The sequence below is a fragment of the Streptomyces sp. NPDC004284 genome (assembly GCF_042874035.1).
In the GTDB taxonomy this organism is placed as follows: Bacteria; Actinomycetota; Actinomycetes; order Streptomycetales; family Streptomycetaceae; genus Streptomyces.
Window position 1 is genome coordinate 275,018 of record NZ_JBIAMJ010000002.1, and the last position, 23,620, is coordinate 298,637.

Sequence of the window (23,620 nt, forward strand, 5' to 3'; positions counted from 1 at the left end):
CCCCACTCCGTGGACCCCGGGTCTCCCCCCCCTCACCCCCTGGAACCCGGGACTCCGCCTCCTCGCCCCGTGGATCCCGAACCTTCACCCCCACCCCCCTCAGGACCCGCACCATGACGACGCACCCCGAATCCGCCGACCCGGTCCGGCCCCGTACCGCGGGCGCGTGCTGACCGGCCCGCGGCGTGCGGCCGCACGCCTGGGGCGGGCGCTGTCCCCGAGGGGAGCGCTCGCCCTCCAGAGCGTGGACGGGGCCCTGTCCTTCGCGTTGCGCGCCGCGCTCGCGATGGCGCTGCCCGCGTTGCCGCTGGCGCTCGCCGGGCGCGCCGACCAGGCCGTCTACACGATGCTGGGCTCCTTCACCACGACCTTCGGCCGCAATCTGCCCTACGCGCGCCGCGCCCGTGTGCTCGCGGTCGTCGCCGTGGCGATGACCGCGTGCGTGGCCGGCGGCGCGGCGCTCGCCGCCTGGGCGCATCCCCGGGACGGGGGAGCGGGCGCCGTCGTGGCCGTCGTGGCCACGGCGCTGGTGGCCGGTCTCGCGAAGTTCTCCTGCGACGCGGAACGGCTGAGGGGGCTCGGCGCGGTGCTGCTGCTGTCCTCCTTCGCGGTGGCGGCCAACGGCGCCTCGGCCCCCGCCGACGTCCTGCCCCAGGCGGGCCTGGCCGCCTGTGGTGCGGCCGTCGCCTGGGTCCTCGCCGTGGCGGGCCGGCTCGTGCACCCGGACCGTCCGCAGCGGCTCGCCGTCGCCGCCGCCCTGCGCGAACTCGCCGACCTGTGGGACGCGAGCGGCACGCCGGGCCCCGGCCGGCTCGTACGGCACCGGGCGACCGCCGCGGTCCTCCAGGCGTACCGCACGCTCGGCGTCCTGCCCCCGTCCGGCACCGAGTGGGGCGGCCGGGGCGACACCTGCGTCCGCCTCGCCGACCTCTCCTGGGCGCTGCTCGTCGGGTCCGCCCGCCGTCCGCCGAACGACCCCACCGGCCTGGCCCGTACGCTGCGCCGCCAGGTCCGCCTGCTCGTCAGCCGCCGTCTGCGGGCCCCGCGCCTCCTGCCCGAACTGGCGCTCCCGGTCCTGATCGCCCAGTCCGGCATGCTCGCCCGCCCCGGCGGCCCCACCGGGACCCGCCCCGCCGGCACCGGGACGTCCGGCCCCGGGCCGGTCACGGCTGATCCCACCACCCTGCGCGCCGCCGAACTCCGGGCCGCCGCACTGGTGACGGGACCGGCCCACGGCCGGGCCGCGGTCCTCCTCGTGCCCGCCCTGCGGATGGTCCTCGGCACCGGCCTCGCGGGCGGCGCGGCCCTGCTCCTGGGCCTCGGGCACGGCTACTGGGCGGCGATCTCCGCCGCCGCCGTCCTCCATTCGGTCAACGTGCGGACGGCGGCCCAGCGGGCCGTCCAGCGCACCCTGGGCACGATCGCGGGCCTCCTGCTCGCCCTCGGCGTCCTCGGCCTGGGCCCCGGGCCGGTGACGCTCGTCCTCGTGATCGTCCTGTTCGAGTTCCTCCTGGAGTACGTCGTCGCCCGCAACTACGGTCTCGGCGTCGTCTTCCTCACCCCGCTGGCCCTGCTCCTGACCGACCTGGCCGCGCCCGCGCCGGCCGGGTCCCTCGTGCAGGACCGGGCGCTGAGCAGCGCGCTCGGGGTCGGCATCGGGCTCGGCTGCGCGCTGATGGTGGTCCACGACCGGGCGGCGGTACGGGCGGAGCGCGCGCTCAGCGCCTGCACGGCGGCCTCCGAGCGGGCCGAACGCGCCCTGGAGGAGGGGGCCGTGCGGTCGTTCCCGCTCGTCCAGACGCGCCTGGCGGCGGCCGCGGTGGAACTGCGGGAGGCCGACGACGCCGCGGCGGGGGAGCTCTGGCCGGCCGAGATCGACCCCACCGAGCTCGTCGCCGCCGAACGGCGCGCCTACCTCCTCCTGGACCGGCTCGCCAGAAAGGCCTGACGTCCCCTCAGGACGCGGTCTCGATCGTCACCTTGACGTGCTTCATGATCGGCTGGTCGCTCTGGGTGCTGTAGTCGCCCAGGGCGCACAGCACGTTCATCTCCGGCATGTAGCCGGCGGCGCAGCCGCGCGGGATGTCGTACGGGATCGCGAGGTAGCCCTTCAGGTGCCGCCGGCTGCCGTCCTTCGCGGTGCTCGTGATGTCGACGGCGCCCATGTCGGCGATCCCGCGCTCGCGCATGTCGGCCCGGTTCATGAAGACCAGCGTGCGGAGGTTCCTGACGCCCCGGTAGCGGTCGTCGTCCGAGTAGATGGTGGTGTTCCACTGGTCGTGGGAGCGCATGGTGCCGAGCGCCAGCGTGCCGGGGGCGGGCACCACGTCGGGCAGTTCGGCGGCGGAGAACTCGGCGCGCCCGGACGGGGTCAGGAAGACGAGCTCGCGGGCGGGCTGCTTGATGCGGAAGCCGAGCGGCAGCCGTACGCGCCGGTTGAAGTCCTCGAAGCCGTCGAGCGCGCGGGCCATGGTGTCCCGGATGCGGTCGTAGTCCTCGACGTACCACTCCCAGGGCGTGGCGCTGTCGGGCAGTGCGGCGCGCGCCATGCCGGCGACGATGGCCGGCTCGGAGAGCAGGTGCGGGGAGGCGGGCTTCTTCATGCCGACGGACAGGTGCACCATGCTCATCGAGTCCTCGACGGAGGTGCTCTGGACGCCCTTGCGCTGGTGGTCCTTCTCGGTCCGGCCGAGGCAGGGGAGGATGAGGGCCTGCCGGCCGTGGACGATGTGGCTGCGGTTCAGCTTGGTGCTGACCTGGACGGTGAGCTCGCAGCTGCGCAGCGCCTCGTAGGTGTACGGGGTGTCGGGGGCGGCGAGCGCGAAGTTGCCGCCCATGCCGACGAAGACCTTGATCCGGCCTTCGTGCATGGCCTTGATGCTCGCGACGGTGTCCATGCCGTGCGCGCGCGGAGGTTCGATCGCGCAGACCTCGGCGAGCCGGTCCAGGAACTCCGGGCCGGGGCGGTGGTCGATGCCGCAGGTGCGGTTGCCCTGGACGTTGCTGTGGCCGCGCACGGGGGAGGGGCCTGCGCCCTCCCGGCCGAGGTTGCCGCGGAGCAGCAGCAGGTTGACGATCTCCCGGACGGTGTCGACGCCGTGTTCGTGCTGGGTGACGCCGAGGCACCAGCTGACGATGGAGCGGTCGGCCTCCCCGTACGCGCGCGCGGCCTTGAGGATGTCGGCGCGGCTCAGTCCGGACTGCCGTTCCAGTTCCTCCCACGGGGTGGCCTCGCACAGCGCGCGGTACTCCTCGAAGCCCGAGGTGTGGCGCTCGATGAACTCCCGGTCCAGGGCCTTCGGGTCGGTCGACGAGGACTCCAGGACGGCCTTCGCCATGCCGCGTACGAGCGCCATGTCGCCGCCGATGCGCGGCTGGAGGTTCAGGGTGCTGGTCTTCGTCGTCTTGAACAGGGCCATGTCCGTGAAGTCGTGCGGGACGATGGTGCGGGTCGCGGCGGCCTCGACGAGCGGGTTGACGTGCACGATCTGCGCGCCGCGGCGGTGGGCCTCGGCGAGGGCGGTGAGCATCCGGGGCGCGTTCGAGGCGGCGTTGACGCCGAAGATGAACAGCGCGTCGGCGGTCTCCCAGTCCTGGAGGTCGACCGTGCCCTTGCCGGTGCCCAGGGAGGCCTGGAGGGCGCGGCCGCTGGCCTCGTGGCACATGTTGGAGCAGTCGGGCAGGTTGTTGGTGCCCAGTTCGCGGGCCATCAGCTGGTAGAGGAAGGTGGCCTCGTTGCCGAGCCTTCCCGAGGTGTAGTACGTGGCCTGGTTCGGGTCCTCCAGGCCGCGCAGGGTGCGGCCGACGAGCGCGAAGGCGTCCTTCCAGCTGATCGGCACGTAGTGGTCCGACTCCGGGTCGTAGACCACCGGCTCGGTGAGGCGGCCCTCGTTCTCCAGGTCGTAGTCGCTCCATCCGGCGAGCTCGGTCACCGAGTGGGCGGCGAAGAACTCGCGCCCGACCCGCTTGCGGGTCATCTCCCAGGTGACGTGCTTGATGCCGTTCTCGCAGATGTCCAGGTGGAGGCCCTTGGTGTCGTCGGGCCAGGCGCAGCCGGGGCAGTCGAAGCCGGTGTTCTCGTGGTTCATCCGCATGATCGCGCGCGGGCCGTCGACCAGCGCGCCCTCGCGCACGAGGAAGTTCGTCACGCTCTTCGCGGCGCCCCAGCCCGCGGCCGGGTGGTGGTACGGACGGAATTCCGGTTCGCCCTCGGGGGCCGGGCCCACCCGGGGTTCGCGCCCGTCCTGGGCGGCGGTGTTCTCGTCCTGGTCGGTGCTCAAGGAGCTTCACCCTCTCGCCCTGCGGACGCATGGGCATGCTGGGACGGAAGACCCCCTCCGGGCAGGCTAAGCCCGCCGTCCGGCACCTGCCACTCCGCGGTGGAGGGGCCCGCGCCGGGCTGCGTACCGGATCATGCGCACCTACGCTGACGCTGTCCCTTTCGCCCGACTTCCGGTCATGTCTCGGGGGAGTGCCATGGTCGTACCCCAGCCCGTCGTCGCCCCGCCCGCGCGGGCGGCCGTCTTCCTGGTCGTCACCGTCAACCCGGGCGGCGAGAGCGCGGTGCGGGAGGCGCTCGGGGACCTGACGGGGCTGACCCGCTCGGTGGCGTTCCGCCACCCCGACTCCGCCCTCGGCTGCGTCGTCGGCATCGGCTCCGAGGGCTGGGACCGGCTCGTCGGCGGTCCCCGCCCCCGCGAGCTGCACCCCTTCCCGCCCCTGAGCGGCCCCCGCCACCGCGCCCCCGCCACCCCCGGCGACCTGCTCTTCCATCTGCGGGCCCGGCGCCTGGACCTCTGCTTCGAACTGGCCCGGCACATCGTGGCCGCCCTGGGCGGCGCGGTGACCGTCGTCGACGAGGTGCACGGCTTCGCGTACTTCGACGACCGCGACCTGCTCGGATTCGTCGACGGCAGCGAGAACCCCGAGGGCGTGACGGCGGCCGAGGCGGTCCACATCGGTGACGAGGACCCGCACTTCCGGGGCGGCAGCTATGTGTTCGTACAGAAGTACGTGCACGACATGGCGGCCTGGGACGCGCTCACCGTCGAGCAGCAGGAGCACGTCATCGGGCGCCGCAAAGGGTCCAACGTCGAACTGTCCGACGACGTCAAGCCCACCGACTCGCACGTCGCGCTGAACACGATCACCGACGACGACGGCGTCCAGCAGCAGATCTTCCGCGCGAACATGCCCTTCGGGCGGATCGGCACCGGAGAGTTCGGCACCTACTTCATCGGCTACGCGCGGACGCCCGCCGTGACCGAGCGGATGCTCCGCAACATGTTCCTCGGGAATCCCCCCGGCGCCACCGACCGCATCCTCGACTTCTCCCGGGCCGTGACCGGCTGCCTCTTCTTCGTGCCGAGCGCCGGCCTCCTCGACGACCTCCCCGCCCCCTCGGCCGCCGCAGCCCCCGGGGAGTCCCTGGGCATCGGCAGCCTGAAAGGAGCCCCCGCCCCATGACGTCCCCCGACTCCCGCAGCAACCTCCACCGCGAACTCGCCCCGATCACCGCGGCCGCGTGGGCCGAGATCGAGGAGGAGGCCCGCCGCACCTTCCGCCGCAACGTCGCGGGCCGCCGCGTCGTCGACGTCCCCGACCCGGCGGGACCCGAGCTCTCCGCCGTCGGCACCGGCCACCTCTCCGACCTGGCCGCGCCCGTGCCCGGCGTGACGGCACGGCTGCGCGAGGCACGGCCCCTCGTCGAACTCAGGGTGCCGTTCACCGTCGACCGGGCCGCCGTCGACGACGTCGAGCGCGGCGCGAAGGACTCCGACTGGCAGCCCGTCAAGGACGCGGCGCGCACCCTGGCGCTCATCGAGGACCGCATGGTCTTCGAGGGGTACGGGGCGGCCGGCGTCGAAGGGCTGCGCGCCCGCACCTCGAACCCGGTGCTGACGCTGCCCGCCGAGCCCCGCGACTACCCCGACGCGGTCGGCAGGGCCCTGACCTCCCTGCGGCTCGCCGGCGTCGACGGTCCGTACGCGCTGCTGCTCGGCGCCGACCAGTACCGGGCCGTCAGCGAGACCTCCGACCACGGCTATCCGATCGCGGCCCACCTCGCCCGGATGCTCGACGGCTCCCCGATCTGGGCGCCCGCCCTCGACGGCGGCTTCGTCCTCTCCACCCGGGGCGGTGACTTCGCACTGCGCATCGGCCAGGACGTGGCCATCGGCTACACCTCGCACGACGCGGGCAGCGTCGAGCTGTACCTCCAGGAGACCCTCACCTTCCTGGCCTACACGGACGAGGCCGTCGTCGTGCTGGAGCCCTGAGCCGTGGACCCGCGGCTGTCCGGCGCCGTGCCCCGGCTCGCCGCGTCGGCGCTCGCCGGCGCGGCGACCGGCGCGGCCGTCGCCGCCCTGACCCGGAAGCCCCTGGGCGTCCTCGCGGGCATCGCCGCGGCCGAGACCCTCTTCGTCGTCACCGGCTGGCTCGTCCTGTGGCCCATGGACGCCGCCACGACCCACCGGAACGTCCGGCGCGAGGAGTTCCGGCCCGTCGTCGAGGAACTCGTCGTCGTCGCGACCTCCCTGTGCGGGCTCGTCGGCATCGTCGTCCTGCTCCTGGTGGGCAAGACCGACCTGAGCCACGCGGCGGCCGCGGCGGCGCTCTGCGGCGTCTTCATGGCCTGGGCGGCGCTCCACCTCATGTACGCCACCCGGTACGCGTACCTCTACTACGCCCTGAAACCCGGCGGCGGCATCGACTTCAACTCCCGGACCCCGCCGAAGTACAGCGACTTCCTCTACTTCAGCTTCAACCTCGGCATGACCTACCAGGTCTCCGACACCAGCGTCTCCAGCCCCACGGTCCGCTCGGTCGTCCTGCGGCACTGCCTGCTGTCGTACGTCTTCGGGGCGAGCATCCTGGCCACCACCATCAACCTGGTCTCCGGGATCGTCACGGGCCGCTGATCCGGGCGGGCGTCAGCGGCGCCACCACGGTTCGCGCACGTAGCGGCTCTCCTCGCTCGTGCACCCGACGCCGTTGGAGATCTGCTCCGAGTCCAGGTTCCAGCCGACCACGCCGTCGCCCTTGCGGCTCAGCTCGATCAGCCGGTCGCTCCCGGTCCGGGTGCCGTCCGTGACCCGGCACTCCACGATCGACGTCCACGCCTGCCCGTCGAGCGCCGACACGAACGCCAGGAGCGGCAGCACGAGCACCGTCAGGGTCAGCGCCACCCACTGCTCGACGCCGGCGGCCCGGCGCAGCCAGGAGGGCGGCCGGTAGCCGGGCTCGCCGTGTGCCCGCTCCTGCCCGGGCCGGTGGTGCGGCCGGCGCCGGCCCGTGCGGTACTCCACGACCACGCCCTGCCGCAGCGCGAAGGCGGCGAGCCCGGTGGCGAGGCCCCACCACGGCCCGAAGAAACAGGCGTCGACGACTCCGACGGCGACCGGGTTGGCCACCGTGAGCGCCGCCCGCCGGAGCGCCCCCGCCAGGCCGCTCCCGAGGGGGACCGCCCCGCGCGCGGCGAACAGGGCGAAGATCACGCGGGAGACGACGACGCCGAGCACCGACCCGAGGAGCGGGTCCGTGATCACCATGCCGATCAGGATGTCCGGCCAGTTCGCCGGCTCCATGCCGACCAGCACGTCCCGCACGGCGTCGCCGCCGCCGACCGTGTAGGCCAGTTTCGTGACCGGCACCGTGAAGGCGAGCGCCATCAGGACGGTGTGCCCGGGACCGCCCTTGCGATCGGTCTCGCGGATCTCCTGGTGGCTCGGCCCGGGCGAGGCGGTGTCCGGCATGCCCTCAGCCGAGCGAGACCACGACCGCCGTCGTCCGTCCCCCGGGCGTGTCGTACGTGACGGAGTCCCCGGCGCGGTGGCCGAGCAGGGCCTTGCCGAGCGGGCTGTCGGCGGTCACCAGGGCCGCGTCCAGGGCGTTCGCGAGCTCGCCGATCCGGACGGTCGACTCGGTGCCGTCCGCGAACCGCACGGTCACACTGCTGCCCACGCCGACCGCGTCGGTGGACGGCGCCCCCGCGACGGCCCCCTCCCGGAGCCGCCCCTCGATCTCGGTGATGCGGGTGCCGAGCCGGTCCAGCTCGTCGGCCCGCTGCAGTTCGTCCGCCTGGTCGGCCCGGTCGCCGACCTCGTCGTCGGCACCGCCCCGCAGCGTGGCGGCGACGGCCTCGCGTTCGGTGCGCAGATCGGCGAGCTCGCGCTCCAGCGCCTCCCGGGCGACGGCGTTGAGGGGCTCGGGTCCACCGGTCATCACTGCTCCCGATTCTGCGGCGGCACGCACGAGTGCCGGGGGATCATTCAGGACAAAATGGAGATTATCAGTCAGGTGGCCGGAGGGGCGGCGGGCGCGCGTCAGCTCCCGCTCGGACTCGGCTTGGGCTCCACCACCGGGATGTCGAAGACGTGGCCCGGCGTCACGATGCTGGTGATGGCCTTCCCGAAGAGCGTGCTGGGCTCGTTGTTGTCGTGCAGCACGTCCGTGTTGAGGAGGACCACCAGCGTGGCCTTCGCCTCCGGCAGGTAGATCGTGAGCGACTCGTAGCCCGGCAGGGAGCCGTTGTGGCCGATCCAGCCCTGGATGTCGAAGATGCCCAGGCCGTAGCCCGCGCCGGGGACGCCCGAGGGGTACGTGCGCAGCCGCTCGGCCTGCGTCTTCGGCGTCAGGAGCGTTCCGGTCGCGACCACCCGGGCCCAGGTGCGCAGGTCCTGGAGGTCGGAGATCATCGCTCCGGCCGCCCAGCCCCAGGAGGGGTTCCAGTCGGTGGAGTCCTCCAGCTTCCCCGAGGCGGTCTGCTCGGTGTAGCCGTGGGCGTGCGGGCTCGGGAACGCGGCGTCCGTCGGGAACACCGTGTGGCGCAGCCCCGCCGGCTCGATCACGTTCTTCTGGACGAACTCGTCGAGCGGCGTCCCGCTGACCTTCTCCACGACGAGCCCGAGCAGGATCAGGTTCGTGTTGCAGTAGTCGAACTCGGCGCCCGGCTGGAACTGGATCGGGTGCTTGAAGGAGTACGCGAGCAACTCCTGCGGGGTGAAGGGCCGGTACGGATCGGACGTGAGCGCCTTGTAGAAGCCCTCGTCCGCCGAGTAGTTGAAGAGGCCGCTGCGCATGGACGCCAGGTTGCGCAGGGTGATCTTGTCGCCGTTCGGCACGCCGTCGACGTACTTCGAGATCGGGTCGTCCAGGCCCACCTTGCCCTGGTCGACCAGTTCGAGCAGGGCGGTCACCGTGAACGTCTTGGTCTCGCTGCCGATCCGCATGTAGAGCCCGGGGTCCATGGGTTGCCCCGTCGCCTTGTCGGCGACGCCGAAGGAGCGGATGTACGTGCCCTTGCCGGGCGCCGAGAGACCCACCATGACGCCCGGGACGCCCGTCTCCTTCATCACGTCCTGGACCGCCCGGTCCAGGCGGGCGGTGACGGCCGGGGTGAGCTCCGGGAAGCCCGCGTCCGCCGACGGGGAGGGGGCCGCCGCCACGAGGGCGGCGGGACCGGGAGGTTCGACGGCGGAGGCCGCGCCCGCGCCGACGGGAGCGACGAGGATTCCCAGGGCCGCGAACGTCACGCAGACGCGCCGGATCCGTGTGTGCGAGTACCTCACGGCGGGCCTCCTGCCGGCCGGGGACGAACACTCCTTCTCCAGGCTAGGGCGGCGTGGACGCCCTCGCAGCGCGACCCGGCCCGTCTGTTAGGTTGCGGATCTCCGACCCCGGGTCTCTCGGCCCGGGTCAGAGAGGGAGATACGCACGATGGCCGTCATCCACCACACCACGATGCAGCCCACCAAGCTGGAGCTGCTCGCCTCGTGGCTGCCCAGCCGCACCTGGTACACCGGCGGGGCCGACGCGCCGAGCCCGGTCAAGGCGGGCGGTTTCCGGCTCGACGACCCGGCGGGCGAGGTGGGCGTCGAGTTCATGGCGGTCACCGACGGCACCGGTCCGGACGCGGCCGCCTACCTGGTCCCGATGACCTACCGCGGCACGCCCCTGGACGGCGCCGAGCACGCCCTCATCGGCACCTCCGAGCACGGTGTCCTCGGCACCCGCTGGATCTACGACGGCACCCACGACCCGGTGCTCGTCGCCCAGTTGTACGCGCTGCTCGCCGGCCGCGCCGAGGCCCAGCACCAGAACGTCGACGACACGACCGACCCCACCGTCGCCGCCTCCCTCACCCCCGCCGGCACGGACGCGGAGCTCGTACGGGTCGAGGAAGGCCCCGACCACACCGACGTGGTCGTACGGGAGGCGGGCGCGGCCGCGCCGCTGACGCTCCGGATCCGGCGCGTCCTGCGCCCCGGCGCGGACGGCGGACCGGGCCGCGGCCGGGTCACGGCCGAGTGGCGCCTCGCCGACGGGACCACCGCCCGCGGCGCGTACGCCGTCGCCCTCGCCGACCGGTAGCGCCTCAGACCCAGTTGACCTCCGCCTTGGCGAGCAGCGGGTCGCCCTCCAGCTCCCAGAGCGGGACGGCGAAGTTCCCCGTGCGGTAGCGGCCGCCGTAGTGCAGCCCGAGGACCCGGTGGTCGGCGAGGTCGAACACCGGGGAGCCGCTGTTGCCGCCGAGGGTCGAGCAGTCGTGCTTCATCACCAGGCCGCCGGGGGTGAACCCGGTGGCCGCGCCCGGCTGGAGCCGCTTCACGTTGTAGACGTCCATGAAGATCCGGCGCATCGACTCGGGTTCGTTGCGCCGGCCGTCCCAGGCCGGGTAGCCGATCACGTACACCGGGCGGCCCGGCAGGTCCGCCGGCGCGTCCGCCGCGACCGCGAGCGGCGTCGGCAGGCCGTCCTCCGACACGGGCTCGACCCGCAGCAGCGCCATGTCGACGTCGGGGTGGACGCCGATGACGTCGGTGATCTCGTACGGCACCGAGGGCCCGGGCGGCCCGCCCGCGACGGGCAGCTCCTCCGCCGGGTCGACCCGCGCCGACATGCCGAACTCCAGGGTCCAGCGCTCGCCCTCGAAGCGGCTGAACTCCGCCGCCACGTGACGGTTCGTCATCACCGTGCGCGGGCCGACCAGGAAGGCCGTGCCGATCCAGTCCAGGCTGGGGTGCCCGGTGACCTCGACCCGGCCGACCCGCAGGAGCGACTCCCGGATCGCGGGCCGCTGCGGCTCCAGGACCGCCCACTCGTCGCGCTGCGGGGCGAAGTCCTGCCGCTGGACCAGGATCGCCGGCCGGCCCTCCAGGAGGACGATCGCCTCCACCCCGAAGGTCTCGTCCCCGTCGAGCTCGTCCTCGCGGTGCCCGGCCAGCTTCTCCAGACCGCTGACCCCGGCCTCCAGCACGCGGGCCCGCTCCTCGCGGGCGAAGCGGGAGATCTCGACCGCCGGCGCCACCTCGGCGGGCAGTTCGAGCGCGGACTCGGCGATCTCCGCCTCCAGCTCCGCGCGCACCCGTGCGGCCACCTCCCGCAGATCGCCGAAGATCCGCTCCGCGCCGGTCGCCACCGGCGACACGCTCCGTGGTCCGTTCGGCATGGTCGCTCACCTCGGCTTCGCGTTCGGGTCCCCCCGGGCCGGCCGCCCGGACTGGGCCGCCATGATCTCCTCGTACAACTCCCTCCGGAACTCCCTGAGGTGGGCCAGGATGCCGCTCATCTGGGTGCCCACGTTCACGAACCGCGTCCGGGCGCCCTGGAACTCGACCTCGTCCACCTTCCGCGTCCCCCGGTGCAGCCCCACGACCGTCCAGTCGTCGAGGCAGACCGGCGAACCGGAGGAGCCGCCGCGGGTGTCGGTGAAGTACAGGATGTCGTGCTCGTTCGCCCGGTAGACCAGGTTGTTGCGCAGCGCGACCCGCTTCGGCAGTCCGCCCGGGTGCTGGATGATGTTGACCGGTACGCGCTGCCGCTCGCGGACGATCAGCGGCCGCGTGGCGACCCGGAGGGTGGGCCGTTCCTCCTGGTCGGCGGCGAGCCGCACGATCGCGTAGTCGAGCTCCGCGTCCCAGGCGGCGAGTTCGCCGGCCGTCGCCTCCGGCGCGGCCGCCGCGTTCTCGACGAAGTCGAAGCGGGAGCGCGACATGAGCGCCTGGAGCCGCAGGTCCTCGTCGCTCACGTACGGCCGGACGCCCTCCTCCCACGAACGGGCCATCACCACGTGGTGGTTGGTGATCAGCAGCCCCGGGGCGATCATCCAGCCCGTGCCGCCGTGCGGGTACGAGGGCAGCAGCGGCGCGCCCGACTCGTACGGCGGGATCCGCAGCAGCGCGACCGAGGCGCCCGCCCGGATGCCGCCGTGCAGGAACTCGTACGGCACGGTGTCGTCCTGGAGGATGATCTCCTCCTTCGTCTCCCCGGGCAGCATCTCCGCCGGCAGCTCCGCCTCGCCGGTGATCGCGCGGGCCACGGTGTCCAGGGCGCCCTGGAGGACGGCGCGCGGGCCCTGCTCGTGGGTGTGCTCGATCGCGTTGTGCAGCCAGATCTCCAGCGGCACCAGACCGTCGAGGAGGCGCTCGACCTGGTTCATCGCGTTGAGGTCGGCGTGCGCCTGCTCCCGGGGGTCGTCGAGCGGCCGGAGGGTGGCCGTGAAGTAGCCGGGGATGCCCTTGAGCAGGGCCGGGCGCAGGTCCCGGTCGGCGAGCCCCGCCTCCATGGCGGCGTTGCGGACCCGGACCAGCTCCGCCTGCGGCAGGAACGGCACCTTGCGCAGCGCCGCCCCGGCGGCGTTCGGCGGCGGACGGGTCCACAGGCCGGTCCCTCCCTGCCGGGAGCGCGGACCGGGCCCCGGCTCCGCGCCCCCGGCCGCTTCGGTCCCGGCCGCTCCGGTCCCGCGCGGGGCCGGGCCCGCGTCCATCGCGGAGGCCACCCCGAGCAGGAGGTCCCCACTGCCGTCCCGGAGCGTGAGCACCTGACGGGCGACACTGTCCAGGGTGCCGCGCCGCCGTGCCTCCCGCAGGTCCCGCTCGATCCGCTCCAGGTCCGGCCGGCGGGAACCGGGAGGCGCCTCGCCCCCGGCGGCGGACTCCAGGATGCGGGTCAGCGGCACACGGAGGTCCGGCTCGTCGGCGAGCGTGGTGTCGATCCAGCGGGCCAGCTCCGTGACCACCGCCTCCTCGTCCGCCGGAAGCCCCACGAGCCGCAGCGTGTGCTCCAGGAGCCTCGGGTCCGCCCGGCAGGCCGTGGCCGCCGCCGTACGGGCCAGGGAGGGCTGCCGGGCCAGATCCGCGTCCGGCATCCCGCGCAGCGTCCGGGCGAGCCGCTCCTCCGCCGGGGCGGAGTCGCCGTCCGCCAGCGCCGCCAGGCGCGAGCGGGCCACCAGCACCCCCAGCGACTCGAAGCGCAGCCCGAGGCCCGCCGCGATCTCCTCCGCCTCCTGGAGGTCCCGGTCCGCCTCCGCGAAGTCGCCCGTGTCCTGGGCGAGCCGCGCCGACAACTGGAGCAGTTCGAGCTGGGTCTCCGCGCAGCCCGCCTCCTCGGCCTGGTCCACGGCCCGCTCGGCGCCCTCGCGCGCCTCCGCCGTCCGCCCCGAGCGGGCCAGGGTCTCCGCGAGCAGCGCGTGCAGCCTGCTGCACGGGGTCCACGGCCGCCGCTCGGCGAGCCGCTGCCCCGCGGCCTCCACGTACCCCTGGGTGAGCAGGTCCTCCACCTCGCGCGCGGCGATCCGCTCCCAGTCCTCCTGGTCGGCCTCCGTCATGATCTGGTCGGGCACGTGGCCGCCGATCCGGCCGAGGAGGAACGCGGCCGAGCGGGGTGCCATCTCCCGGTACGTCGACCCGCCCAGGTAGGGCGCGAGCCCCGGCTCCCAACGGGCCTCCACGGTACGGGGGTTCTCGCCGAGCCGGAGCCGGTGGTAGATCTCCTCGGCGCGCTCCCGGGTCCCCTCGCGGGCCGCGTAGTACGCGACGGCCCTGCGGTCCACGGCACGCATCAGATCGGTCCGGGCGCTGTCCGAGAGGCGCAGCATGATGGCCCGCAGATCGGCCCGGTGCCGGATGGCCTCCGGCCCCGCCGACTCCATCAGGTCGACCCGGGAGGTGAGCAGCCCGTAGAGCCGGCGGGCCTCCCCGGCGCTGTCGACGCGCAGCCCCGCCGGCCCGGCCAGGACCTCCCGGATCAGGTCGGGGGTGATGAAGCGCAGGGCGAGACCCGCCTGCACGAGGGCCCGGACGTCGTCCTCCGCGATGTGCTTGAGCAGTCGGTCGTACAGCGTGCCCTGGATGAGCATCTGGTCGACCTGGCGGTCGAAGTAGCGGCGCCGGGAGGGCAGTCCGCGCAGCAGCTCGCCGAGCGAGGGGGAGTCGGCGCCCAGGGCGACCGCCGTCCGGGCCGCGAGCTTGAGGCTCAGCGGATGGCCGCCGATCCGGTCCGCGAGGTCCCGGGCGAGCGGCTCGTCCGCCACCCCGGAGGACATCAGCAGGTCCACGGAGGCCTCGTGGTCCAGCTCGGTGAGCTCCATCGTGCGCGGGGTCAGCACCCGGGCCGGATGGTCGATCGGGGCCCGCCCGGAGACGACGAACCGCAGCCGCGAGTAGGCAGCCCGCAGGGCCGTCCACACGGCCCACATGCGGGCGATGACGGGGGAGCCCCGGTACTGGGCCTCCTCGAAGGAGTCGACGACCACGAGCAGCGGCGGGGGCGGCTCGCCCGGCGCCGGCCGGACGGCCTCGGCGACCAGGGACGCGGCCCGGTGGGCGAGCTCCTGCTCGCGGGCGCTGGCCCGGGCGTGGAAGTCCGACGAGTAGTCGCGGCCGAGCGTCGCCCGGGTGCCGGCCAGCTCGGCCAGCTCGTCGAGCTCGTTGCGCTCGCCGCGCTGGAGCGCCGCCGTCCGCTCGCACTCGTCCGCGAGCTCCTCGAAGGCGGCGCGGTGGGCCGGATGGTGGACGCCGAGCTGCCGGGCCATCTCCGCGATCACCGTGGCCGGTTCGTGGATGGAGAGCGTCGGCCGCGCGAAGTCGATGTAGGCGAAGGGGAATCCGGCGGGTCCGGCGGCGGCGAGCGCGTCGACGAGGAACTTGGCGAGCAGGGTGCTCTTGCCGATGCCGCCGACGCCGTGCAGCAGGACGGGCGGCTCCGCCGGCTCCTCGGGCAGCGCGAGATAGGCGTGCAGGGTGTCGAGTTCGGCGGTGCGGCCGTGGAAGGTCCCCCGGACGAGCCGCCGCATCGGCTGGAGCAGCCGCGCCTGCTCCAGGCGCTGCTGCACGTCGTCCACGGCGGGCAGCCTCGTCACCCCCGGGACCCGGCTCAGCCAGAGCGTGGCCTGCAGCACGTCGGAGAGCACCTCGACCTCGTCCCGGCCCGCGCCCGGGGCGCCCATGGACCCGGCGCCGGGCGGTCCCGCCGCGCCCGTCAGGAGGGCGAGTGCCGTGCGTTCCGGGCCGGGCCCCTCGGGGCGCAGGGCGATGTTGGTCCGGAGGGCGAGGAGGGCGGCCTCGGGGCCCGCGAGGCCGGCGAGGGCGGCGTCGCGGATCTCCGGCTTGAGCGTCCACACGGTGGCCCCGGGGGCCGGCAGGGCGGTGCAGTCGTCGACGAGCTCCAGGACGGCCCGCCCGGTGGTCTGCTCCTCGCCGGGGAGCCGGAGCCGCGCGGGGTCGAACTCCTGGAGCAGGCAGGCGGCCTCGCGGTAGGACCTGCGCAGATCGGGGAGCGCGGCGGCGGGGGCGGCGAGGCTGGTGCGCAGGGCGTCGCGCAGCACGTGACCGGCCTCGCCCGGCGGGGGCGCCGTCGGCGGGAGCGCCCGGTGGAGCCGTACGACGTCCTCCACGGCCGTGCACAGCCGGCGCATGTAGCTGTCGTCCCCCCGGGGAGGCGACTCGACGGCCCGGAGCACCTCGGCCACGGCCGTCTCGGTGAGCTCGGGCACCGTCCCCTCCTGGCCGGCGGGGGCGCCGTCGGTGAAGAACTCCCTGAAGAAGGCCCGGAGATCACCCTCGTCGGCGAGGCGCGTCGTGTCGCGGCACTCGTTCTTGCGGATCTCGTACGGGAGTTGGCGCATCGTCGTCGCGTAGCCGAGCAGCACCAGGCGGGGCACGGTGTCGGCCCGCACCGGGGTGTGCTCGTAGATGGCGCGGGCGAGGACGCCGATGCAGTCCCACACGTCCGAGTGCGGGTCGAGCCGGTCGCAGTCGTCGAGGACCAGCCAGAAGCGTTCCTCGGCGGCGGTCGCCCGGACGACGATCCGGTGCGCCGCGTCCTCGAAGGAGGGCAGTGGATCGTTCAACCGCGTGGGATCCAACGGGATCCGGTCGCCCTCGGGCCCGGCCACGAAGGCCGAGAGCCGCTCCATCAGGCGCGCCGCCGTGGACGTGCGGGAGAGCGTGACCCGGACCGGACGGAAGTCGCAGTGCTGGCCGAGATGGCGGATCAGCTCGTAGGTGTAGGAGCGGCCGCTGTCCGGGGGCCCGTCGACGACGAACACGGTCTGTTCCGGGTCGGCCAGGAAGCCCCGGAGCTTCTCGCGCAGTTCGCTCCGGTCCAGGAACACCTCCGTGCCGTGCTTCAGGAGCACGCTGAGGAACGGGTCCCGCGGGGAGCGCCGCAGCCGCTCGTCCTCCCGTAGCCGGGTCAGCAGGTTCCGGGCCTCGGCGCCCTGCTCGAAGGCGTGCGGATCGTCGATCGAGGCCAGCGCGTCGAGGCCGGCGAGCACGGAGAGCAGCCGGCGCTGGTGGGCGATGTCCCGGCGGGCCGCGGCGACCACGAGGAGGGCGTTCCGCCCGGCGTCCGGGGTGAGCGGCAGGTCCTCGACGAAGTCGGCCGGCAGGCCCGCGCGCAGCAGCCGTCCCCGTGGTTCGGGGGTGTCGAGGAGATGGGCCCGCACCCAGCCGGTGACGAGCCCCCACTCGGTCTCGGTGAGCGGCATACCGCACCTGCCCGGCGCTTTTCGCGCAGCGCCGGTCGCTCCGGCGCCGGACCCGACGAGATCAGCCGTGACCGGCCGTGACCGGTCGAGGCCAGACGGACCGGCTGATCCCTCTCATCGTTCCACCGGGCGGGAACGGCCGCAATCCGGCCTCAGGGGTGCAGCACCATGTCCGCGTACGACTCCAGGCGCCGCCAGCGCTCCTCCGGGGCGCGGGTCGGCGGCATCACGTCCACGTCCGGCAGCGGCCCGAACTCCAGCTCGGTGATCTCCGCGACGTCCGAGACGGGCACCTGGTACGTGCGGTACGGGCCCAGCGGCGGCGGCGCGCCGGCCGTCGCCCCCGCCAGCGCCCGGTCGGCGTCCCGGCTGAGGTCGGGGCTCTGGTCGAGGACGTACGCGGCGGCGGCGAGCGCCCCGTCCTGGACGAACGCCGCCACCTTCCAGAACCGCAGCGGCACCTGCAGCCCCCGGTACGGCGGGTCGGAGTCCTGGAGCACCGGGCCGGTGAGGACCGTCAGCTTCCGCTCGTAGTGGGCGGCGTTGTCGAGCAGGTAGTTCTCCAGGCCCTGCCAGAGCTCCTTGCCCTGGTTGAAGACGTCCACCTGGGGGGCCGCGTTGGTGAAGTGGAAGGTGTCCGCGTTGGCCTGGGTCGCCAGGGCCGACGCCCCCCAGACGGGATCGAGGCGGCGGACCAGGTGGCCCCGGTCGAGGCTGTTGTTCCGGTAGATCTCGTCACCGGCCTGCTGCTCCTCCGGCAGCCGGGGGTCGAACGCCCAGGCGTCCTCCCGGGGCGTGTCGAGGAGGAGCTCCCGCCCTTCGATGCAGACCGCGGTCGAGGCGGCGAGCCGCCGGTCGGGGCGGAAGACCACGGTGAAGTGGGTGTACGGCAGGATCACCGTCTCGATCGTGTCCCGGACCGGGAGCGCCAGCGGGACGACGGGGCCCAGGAAGGCCTCGTCGTATCCGGTGCGGTCGGCGAAGGCGGCCGGCCCCTCGGGAGGAAGCGGCACGTCGGATGGGTTCATACGATGTAAGTACCGCACCGAGAGGGTCGTGCTCGGCGCCGGACCACAGGTCACTCGAACAGGCCCCCGGTATCCCTCCGCTCCCACGAGGAGGCCCCCCATGGCCACCGGACTCTCCCTGCACGTCGGACTGAACGGCGTCGACCCGGCCCGGTACGAGGGCTGGGAAGGCACCCTGAACGCCTGCGAGAACGACGCCCGCGACATGGCCCGGATCGCCCGGACCGCCGGCTTCGAGGCCACCACCCTGTTCACCGCCGACGGCACGGTCTCCAACATCACCTCCGTGCTCCACGAGGCCGCCGCCCGCCTCGTCCCCGGCGACATCCTGCTCTTCACCTACTCGGGCCACGGCGGCCAGGTCCCCGACGTCACCGGCTCCGACGACGAGCCCGACGCGCTCGACGAGACCCTCGTGTTCTACGACCGCCAGTTCCTCGACGACGAGGTCCAGCAGGTCTTCCGGGCCTTCGCCGGCGACGTACGGATCGTCGCCCTCCTCGACTGCTGCCACAGCGGCAGCAGCATCGAACTCCCCGGCGGCGCGGCGGAGGAGAGCACGGGCCGCTACATGCCGGAGCCCTGGCAGCGCCGGCTGTACGAGCGCGACCGGTCCTACCTCGAAGACCTCCAGCGCACCCTGGCCAAGGACGCCCCCGCCGGGGGGAGGGGCCACGACGCGCTCCTCGTCTCGGCCTGCCAGGACAACCAGGTCGCCGCCGACGGCGACGTCAACGGCGCCTTCACCGGGGCCCTGCTCCGGGTGTGGGACGGGGGTGCCTTCCAGGGCGGCTACCGCAGCTTCCACCGGGGCATCCAGAGCCTGCTGCCCCCGACCCAGAGCCCGAACCTCTACCTGACCGGCAACCCGTCCCCGGACTTCCTGAACCAGCGGCCGTTCACCGTCTGAGCGATCCGGGAGGCGGCCGGAGAACGACGAAGGCAAGGAGGGACGACCACTCCTTGCCACTCTCAAGGTATAGCGCACAGGGGGCCTTGCGGCAAGGCCCCCTTCCTGTCGCAGAATCTCCGTTCGAAGCAAGGAACTGCGGAAACGGGGCGTACTGATGATTGACGTGATCGTGGTCGGCGGCGGACCGACCGGTCTGATGCTCGCGAGCGAACTGCGCCTGCACGACGTGCGGGTGGTCGTCCTGGAGAAGCTGGCCGAGCCGACCCGCGAGTCCCGCGGACAGGGCCTGCACGCGCGCAGCGTCGAGATGATGGACCAGCGGGGTCTCCTGGAGCGGTTCACCGCGGTCAGCGAGAAGTTCTCGGTCGGCGGCCTCTTCGGCGGCGTGATGAAGGCATGGCCGGAGCGGCTCGACACGGCCCACCCGTACGGCCTCGCGACACCACAGCCGGTCACCGAGCGGCTGCTGAACGAGCGCGCGCTCGAACTCGGCACGGAGATCCGGCGCGGCAGCGAGGTGGTCGGGATCGGTCAGGACGAGGACGGGGTGACCGTCGAGCTCGCCGACGGCACCGAGCTGCGCTCGCGCTACCTCGCCGCCTGCGACGGCGGCCGCAGCACCGTGCGCAAGCTGCTGGGCGTCGCCTTCCCCGGCGAGCCCGCCACCGTCGAGACGCTCCTCGGCGACATGGAGGTGACCGCGGACCCGGAGACGATCGCCGCCGTCACCGCGGAGGTCCAGAAGACCCACCTGCGGTTCGGCCTCAAGCCCCTCGGGGACGGCGCGTGCCGCGTCATCGTGCCCGCCGACGGCGTGGCCGAGGACCGCGCGACCCCGCCGACCCTCGACGACTTCAAGACCCAGCTGAAGGCCTTCGCCGGCACCGACTTCGGGGTCCACTCGCCGCGCTGGCTGTCCCGCTTCGGCGACGCCACCCGGCAGGCCGAGCGCTACCGGGTCGGCCGGGTGTTCCTGGCCGGCGACGCCGCGCACATCCACCCGCCGACCGGCGGCCAGGGCCTCAACCTCGGCATCCAGGACGCGTTCAACCTCGGCTGGAAGCTGGCCGCCGCGGTCGCCGGCTGGGCGCCGGAGGGGCTGCTCGACACGTACGAGGCCGAACGGCACCCGGTCGGCGCCCGCGTCGTGCGGAACACCCGCGCCCAGATGACGCTGCTCGGCAGCGACCCGGGGGCGACCGCGCTGCGCGAGCTGTTCTCGAAGCTGATGGACTTCGAGGAGGTCAACCGGTACGTCACCGGCATGATCACCGCCGTCGACGTCCGCTACGACCTCGGCGAGGGCCACGACCTCCTCGGCCGGCGCCTGCGGGACCTGCCCCTGAAGCAGGGGCGCCTCTACGAGCTGACGCACGGCGGCCGCGGCCTCCTGCTCGACCGGACCGGCCGGCTGTCGACGGAGGGCTGGGCGGACCGCGTCGACCACGTCGTCGACGACACCGGCGAGGAACCGGACGCGCCCGCCGTGCTGGTGCGCCCCGACGGCCACGTCGTCTGGGTCGGCGACGCCCAGGAGGAGCTGCGCGGCGCCCTGGGCGAGTGGTTCGGCGCGCCGACGGCCTGATCGGGGCGGCGGTCCCCTGACGGGTGGTCCGGTCGACCGGACCACCCGTCAGGCGGGAGCCGATCCGCTGTGCTCCGCCTTGGGGGGCCACGGGCGGGCGCCGGTCCGTGGGCCCGGTCTTCCGTACGCCGCCCACGGGCACTCCGGCGCCGCCCACGGGCTTTCCGGGGCGGGCCGCCCGTGGGCGCGGGGTGGTCCGGCGCCTCGGCGCGGGCCTGCCGTGGGCCGGGTCTCGGGTGGGGGTGGGGTGGTCGGACCCCGGTCGAGGGGCCGGTCGTGCGGGTGCCGGGCCGCCGGACGGCGGGTGCGTCGTACGCCGTGAGGCTAGGGGCGCAGGGCCGTGGCCAGTTGGGCGCGGGAGCGGACGTCGAGCTTCTGGTAGATGCGGGTCAGACGGGCCTCGACCGTCTTGACGCTCAGGTAGAGCTTCGCCGCGGCCTCCTGGTTGCTCGCGCCCTGGCCCACGAGCCGGGCCAGGCGCAGTTCCGCCTCGGTGAGGGAGGAGAGCGCGGGGACCGACTCCTCGCCGCCCGCGCCGGGGCCGGCGGCCTCGCCCGCCGGGGTCTCGCTCGCCAGCGCCAGCCACGGCGCCGCACCGGCCCGCTCGAAGACCGAGGCCGCCTCGTGCAGGGCGCCCTGCGCCGCCGACCTGCGCCGGCGCCGCCGCTCGACCCGGGCCAGGGCGATCAGCGCCCGCCCCCGCTCCAGGGGCAACCCGGCCCGGCCGAAGCTCTCGGCCGTGCGGGTCAGCAGATCGGCCGCCTCGTCGGTCCGGCCCTCCGCCGCCAGGCACAGGGCGTACGCCCGGTCGCAGCCGAGCAACACCGTGGACCGGCCCAGCCGTTCCGCCACCGGCCGCACCTCGGCGAGGAGCGCCAGCGCCTCGTCGCCCGCGTCCTGGCCGAGCAGCGCCTCGGCCAGCTCCTCGTGCCAGCGCAGCATCGAGGGGTCCACCGTCGACTGGGCGCGCTCGTCGGCCTGCACCCGCCGCAGCGTCTCCAGGGCCGTGGCGACGTCGCCGGTGATCAGCTGGACGCGGCCGAGCGCGTACCGGCTGCGGGAGAGGAAGACGCGGTCGCCCTCCTCCTCCGAGGCCTGCACACTGCGGCGGGCGTAGCTCGCGGCCCGCGCGAAGCTGCCGCCGGCCGTCTCGGCGAGCGCCAGGGTGTACCAGGCGGGGCCGGGGGAGAGGCCCGCCTCCAGGGTGAGCGCGAGGGACTGCCCCGCGTGCGCGAGGGCGGCCGCGCAGGCGCCCCTGCGGGACTCGATCGCGGCGAGCGTGGAGAACAGCTCGATCGTGTCCTCCACAGAGCCGCGCCGCTGGACCAGCGGAAGCAGCGCGTTCAGCTCGTCCCGGGCGTCGTTCAGCCGGTCGTCGAAGAGGGCGTGACGGATCGTCAGGATCTGGGCGGCGTTGCGGATCCCGAGGGGCCGCTCGGCCAGCTCCAGGGCGCGGGCCTGCGCGAGCACGGCCTCGGCGTCCGGGGCGCCGAGGGCCCGCTCCATCCGCGCCTGCACGGTCAGGGCCTGCACCGCGAGCCGGGGATCGCCCATCGAGGCGGCCAGCGCGGCCGATTCGACCGCCGCCGTCCGCGAGCGCTCCGGATCGCCGTCCGCGAGCACGTACTTGACGGCGAGCCGCAGCTGCACGGCGGCCCGCAGGGCGGTGTCGCCCTCGGAGTCCTCCATGGCGTGGGCGTACATCTCGTCGAGCCCGGTGAGCCCCTGACCCGCGGTGTCGAGCACGGCGAGCCGCGCCCTGACCCGGTCGGACGGCCCCGCGTCCCGGGCGAGCAGATCGGTGGCGGCCCGCATCGCGAGGTCGGCGCGGGCGGCGCGGGCGGCCTCCTCGGCGGCGTCCACGAGCCGAGTGATCCGCCGCGTCCCGTGCCTGCCGGGCGTCGACTCGGCGGCGAGCAGGGCCAGTTCGGCGGCGAGCGCGCTGTTCCCGCGCCGCCGGGCCAGGTCGGCGGCGGCCGCGACCTCGGCGGCGAGCTCCTCGTCGGGCCGCTCGGTGGCGAGCGCCCGGTGCCGTACCGCCTCGACCGGGTCGTCCACGACCTCCGCGAGCGCCGCGTGCCCGGCGCTCCGCTCGGCCCAACAGGCGTCGTGCACCAGGGTGGAGGGCAGCAGCCCGGCGGTGAAGGTCACCGAGCCGTCCTCGGAGAGCGACACCAGGTCGGCCCGCTCGGCCGCGGCGAGGTCCGCCTCCGCGGTGGGCCGCCCCGCGCGGCGCACCAGCGTCGCCGAGGGGCGCAGCGCCAGCGCCGCGAGCAGCAGCGTCTCGCGTACCGCGGGGGGCGCGGCGCCCAGGAGCTGGCGGGCGAGGTCGCGGGCGCGGCCCGAGAGCGTCAGCGCCTCCGCGTGGTGGACCGGGGTGCGCGCGTCGGCGAGCGAGCGGCCCACGGCGAGCGCGAGCCGCGGATTGCCGCCGCTCGCGCGGTGGATGCGGCCGGCCATCCGGGAGGGCAGCCGGTGGTGGATGAGGAGTTCGGCGATCTCGTCGGCGTGCAGCGGCGGGACGCGCAGCACGTCCGCCTCCGAGGGCACCCACAGGTGCGCGGCTTGCGGGTCCTCGTGGCGGTGGCTCTCGCGGTACGGCGCGTGGGCCTCGGCGTACGGCTCGGGGGTCTCCACCGCCACCACCCGCAGCGCGGGCGGGGCCAGATGGAGGGCGAACCGGAGCAGGTCCACGCTGTCCGCGTCGACGTGCTGCACCCCGTCGACGACGAGCAGGACGGGGCCGCGGCAGGTCAGGGCGCGCAGGATCCGGGCGATGCCGAGGCGCAGCGCGATCGGGTCCCAGCCGCCCGCGTCGATCGGCGCCTCCCGGCAGAGCATGGCGACGGCGGTGCGCTGGGGGCCGGGCAGCTGGTCGAAGACGCCGGACGAGAAGATCCCGGAGGTGAGCACGCCGGAGGTGAGGATCCCGGAGGCGAGCGCGGCGGGGCTGAGCACGTCCACGGTCGAGTCGGCGCCGTACGGTTCGGGTGCGGGGACGGTGGGGACGGGCGCGCCGGGCGGCTCGGGGCGGCTGGTCCCGAGGCCCGGCCAGGTCACGGTCGCCGCCACCGAGGCCACGAGCGCGGCGGCGGCCGCCCCGGGTATCTCGCGGTCGGACGGCAGGGGCACGAGCCACAGCACGGTCTCGCCGCGCGCCTCCGCGCGGGCCGCCTCGGCGAGGGCGACCTCGGTCTTGCCGACGCCGGCGGGTCCGGTGAGCAGGGCGCGGCCCCGCGTGTGCAGGGCCCGTTCGAGTCGGGCGAGGAGCTCCTCCCGGCCCACCGGGGCAGGGTTCTGCGGAGCTGTCGTCACTGTCCACCACC

The 23,620-nt window shown here is 74.4% G+C and carries 15 protein-coding genes; 7 read left to right on the plus strand and 8 right to left on the minus strand.

Going from position 1 to position 23,620, the window contains the following annotated elements:
* The first annotated feature begins 286 nt into the window (after positions 1 to 286).
* Complete coding sequence (locus ACFYUS_RS06400; RefSeq protein ID WP_388847730.1) at positions 287 to 1,948, plus strand: FUSC family protein; 1,662 nt, start codon at positions 287 to 289, stop codon at positions 1,946 to 1,948.
* Between the two features lie 7 nt (positions 1,949 to 1,955).
* On the opposite strand, the gene ACFYUS_RS06405 is transcribed toward ACFYUS_RS06400, so the two are convergent.
* Positions 1,956 to 4,280, minus strand: a complete 2,325-nt coding sequence (locus tag ACFYUS_RS06405) for an FdhF/YdeP family oxidoreductase (protein WP_388846511.1) — start codon at positions 4,278 to 4,280, stop codon at positions 1,956 to 1,958.
* A gap of 196 nt (positions 4,281 to 4,476) precedes the next feature.
* On the opposite strand from ACFYUS_RS06405, the gene ACFYUS_RS06410 reads away from it, so the two are divergent.
* From ACFYUS_RS06410 to ACFYUS_RS06420, 3 genes are read left to right on the plus strand one after another with little or no spacing between them, the layout of a single operon-like run.
* Positions 4,477 to 5,466 carry a Dyp-type peroxidase gene (locus ACFYUS_RS06410; protein WP_388846513.1) on the plus strand — a complete coding sequence of 330 codons (990 nt, stop codon included), beginning with the start codon at positions 4,477 to 4,479 and terminating at the stop codon, positions 5,464 to 5,466.
* Positions 5,463 to 6,278, plus strand: coding sequence for a family 1 encapsulin nanocompartment shell protein (locus tag ACFYUS_RS06415; protein ID WP_388846515.1), 816 nt, complete (start codon positions 5,463 to 5,465; stop codon positions 6,276 to 6,278). Before ACFYUS_RS06410 ends, ACFYUS_RS06415 begins: the two co-directional genes overlap by 4 nt.
* A gap of 3 nt (positions 6,279 to 6,281) precedes the next feature.
* Entirely contained in the window at positions 6,282 to 6,920 is a 639-nt protein-coding gene (locus ACFYUS_RS06420; protein ID WP_388846517.1) for a DUF1345 domain-containing protein, read from the plus strand.
* Between the two features lie 12 nt (positions 6,921 to 6,932).
* On the opposite strand, the gene ACFYUS_RS06425 is transcribed toward ACFYUS_RS06420, so the two are convergent.
* The 3 genes from ACFYUS_RS06425 to ACFYUS_RS06435 all read right to left on the minus strand — a co-directional run bounded on the left by ACFYUS_RS06425 (position 6,933) and on the right by ACFYUS_RS06435 (position 9,569).
* Positions 6,933 to 7,754 (minus strand): hypothetical protein, encoded by an 822-nt coding sequence (locus ACFYUS_RS06425; RefSeq protein ID WP_388846519.1) that lies wholly within the window; start codon positions 7,752 to 7,754, stop codon positions 6,933 to 6,935.
* A 4-nt stretch (positions 7,755 to 7,758) separates the two neighbouring features.
* The gene (locus tag ACFYUS_RS06430) at positions 7,759 to 8,223 is read right to left on the minus strand and encodes a GreA/GreB family elongation factor (RefSeq protein WP_388846521.1); all 465 of its coding nucleotides are present in this window, start codon (positions 8,221 to 8,223) and stop codon (positions 7,759 to 7,761) included.
* 101 nt (positions 8,224 to 8,324) lie between these two features.
* Positions 8,325 to 9,569: a serine hydrolase domain-containing protein gene (locus ACFYUS_RS06435; protein ID WP_388846523.1), complete on the minus strand. Its 1,245-nt coding sequence runs from the start codon at positions 9,567 to 9,569 to the stop codon at positions 8,325 to 8,327.
* 148 nt (positions 9,570 to 9,717) lie between these two features.
* Here ACFYUS_RS06435 and ACFYUS_RS06440 point away from each other — a divergent pair, with 148 nt between their 5' ends.
* Complete coding sequence (locus ACFYUS_RS06440; protein WP_388846525.1) at positions 9,718 to 10,371, plus strand: 1,4-alpha-glucan branching protein; 654 nt, start codon at positions 9,718 to 9,720, stop codon at positions 10,369 to 10,371.
* A gap of 4 nt (positions 10,372 to 10,375) precedes the next feature.
* Here the strand turns inward: ACFYUS_RS06440 and ACFYUS_RS06445 are convergent, their stop codons facing one another.
* From ACFYUS_RS06445 to ACFYUS_RS06455, 3 genes are all read right to left on the minus strand, one after another.
* Complete coding sequence (locus ACFYUS_RS06445) at positions 10,376 to 11,449, minus strand: trypsin-like serine peptidase (protein ID WP_388846527.1); 1,074 nt, start codon at positions 11,447 to 11,449, stop codon at positions 10,376 to 10,378.
* Between the two features lie 6 nt (positions 11,450 to 11,455).
* Positions 11,456 to 16,768 carry a trypsin-like peptidase domain-containing protein gene (locus ACFYUS_RS06450; protein ID WP_388846529.1) on the minus strand — a complete coding sequence of 1,771 codons (5,313 nt, stop codon included), beginning with the start codon at positions 16,766 to 16,768 and terminating at the stop codon, positions 11,456 to 11,458.
* A 152-nt stretch (positions 16,769 to 16,920) separates the two neighbouring features.
* Positions 16,921 to 17,796, minus strand: a complete 876-nt coding sequence (locus ACFYUS_RS06455) for a DNA/RNA non-specific endonuclease (RefSeq protein ID WP_388846531.1) — start codon at positions 17,794 to 17,796, stop codon at positions 16,921 to 16,923.
* Between the two features lie 100 nt (positions 17,797 to 17,896).
* On the opposite strand from ACFYUS_RS06455, the gene ACFYUS_RS06460 reads away from it, so the two are divergent.
* Together ACFYUS_RS06460 and rox are read left to right on the plus strand one after the other, a co-directional pair.
* Positions 17,897 to 18,706 carry a caspase domain-containing protein gene (locus tag ACFYUS_RS06460; protein ID WP_388846533.1) on the plus strand — a complete coding sequence of 270 codons (810 nt, stop codon included), beginning with the start codon at positions 17,897 to 17,899 and terminating at the stop codon, positions 18,704 to 18,706.
* Positions 18,707 to 18,863: 157 nt separating this feature from the next.
* Entirely contained in the window at positions 18,864 to 20,294 is a 1,431-nt protein-coding gene (gene rox / locus ACFYUS_RS06465; protein ID WP_388846535.1) for a rifampin monooxygenase, read from the plus strand.
* A gap of 324 nt (positions 20,295 to 20,618) precedes the next feature.
* On the opposite strand, the gene ACFYUS_RS06470 is transcribed toward rox, so the two are convergent.
* On the minus strand, positions 20,619 to 23,609 hold the full coding sequence (locus ACFYUS_RS06470; protein ID WP_388846537.1) for an AAA family ATPase: 2,991 nt from the start codon (positions 23,607 to 23,609) through the stop codon (positions 20,619 to 20,621).
* Positions 23,610 to 23,620 lie beyond the last annotated feature (11 nt).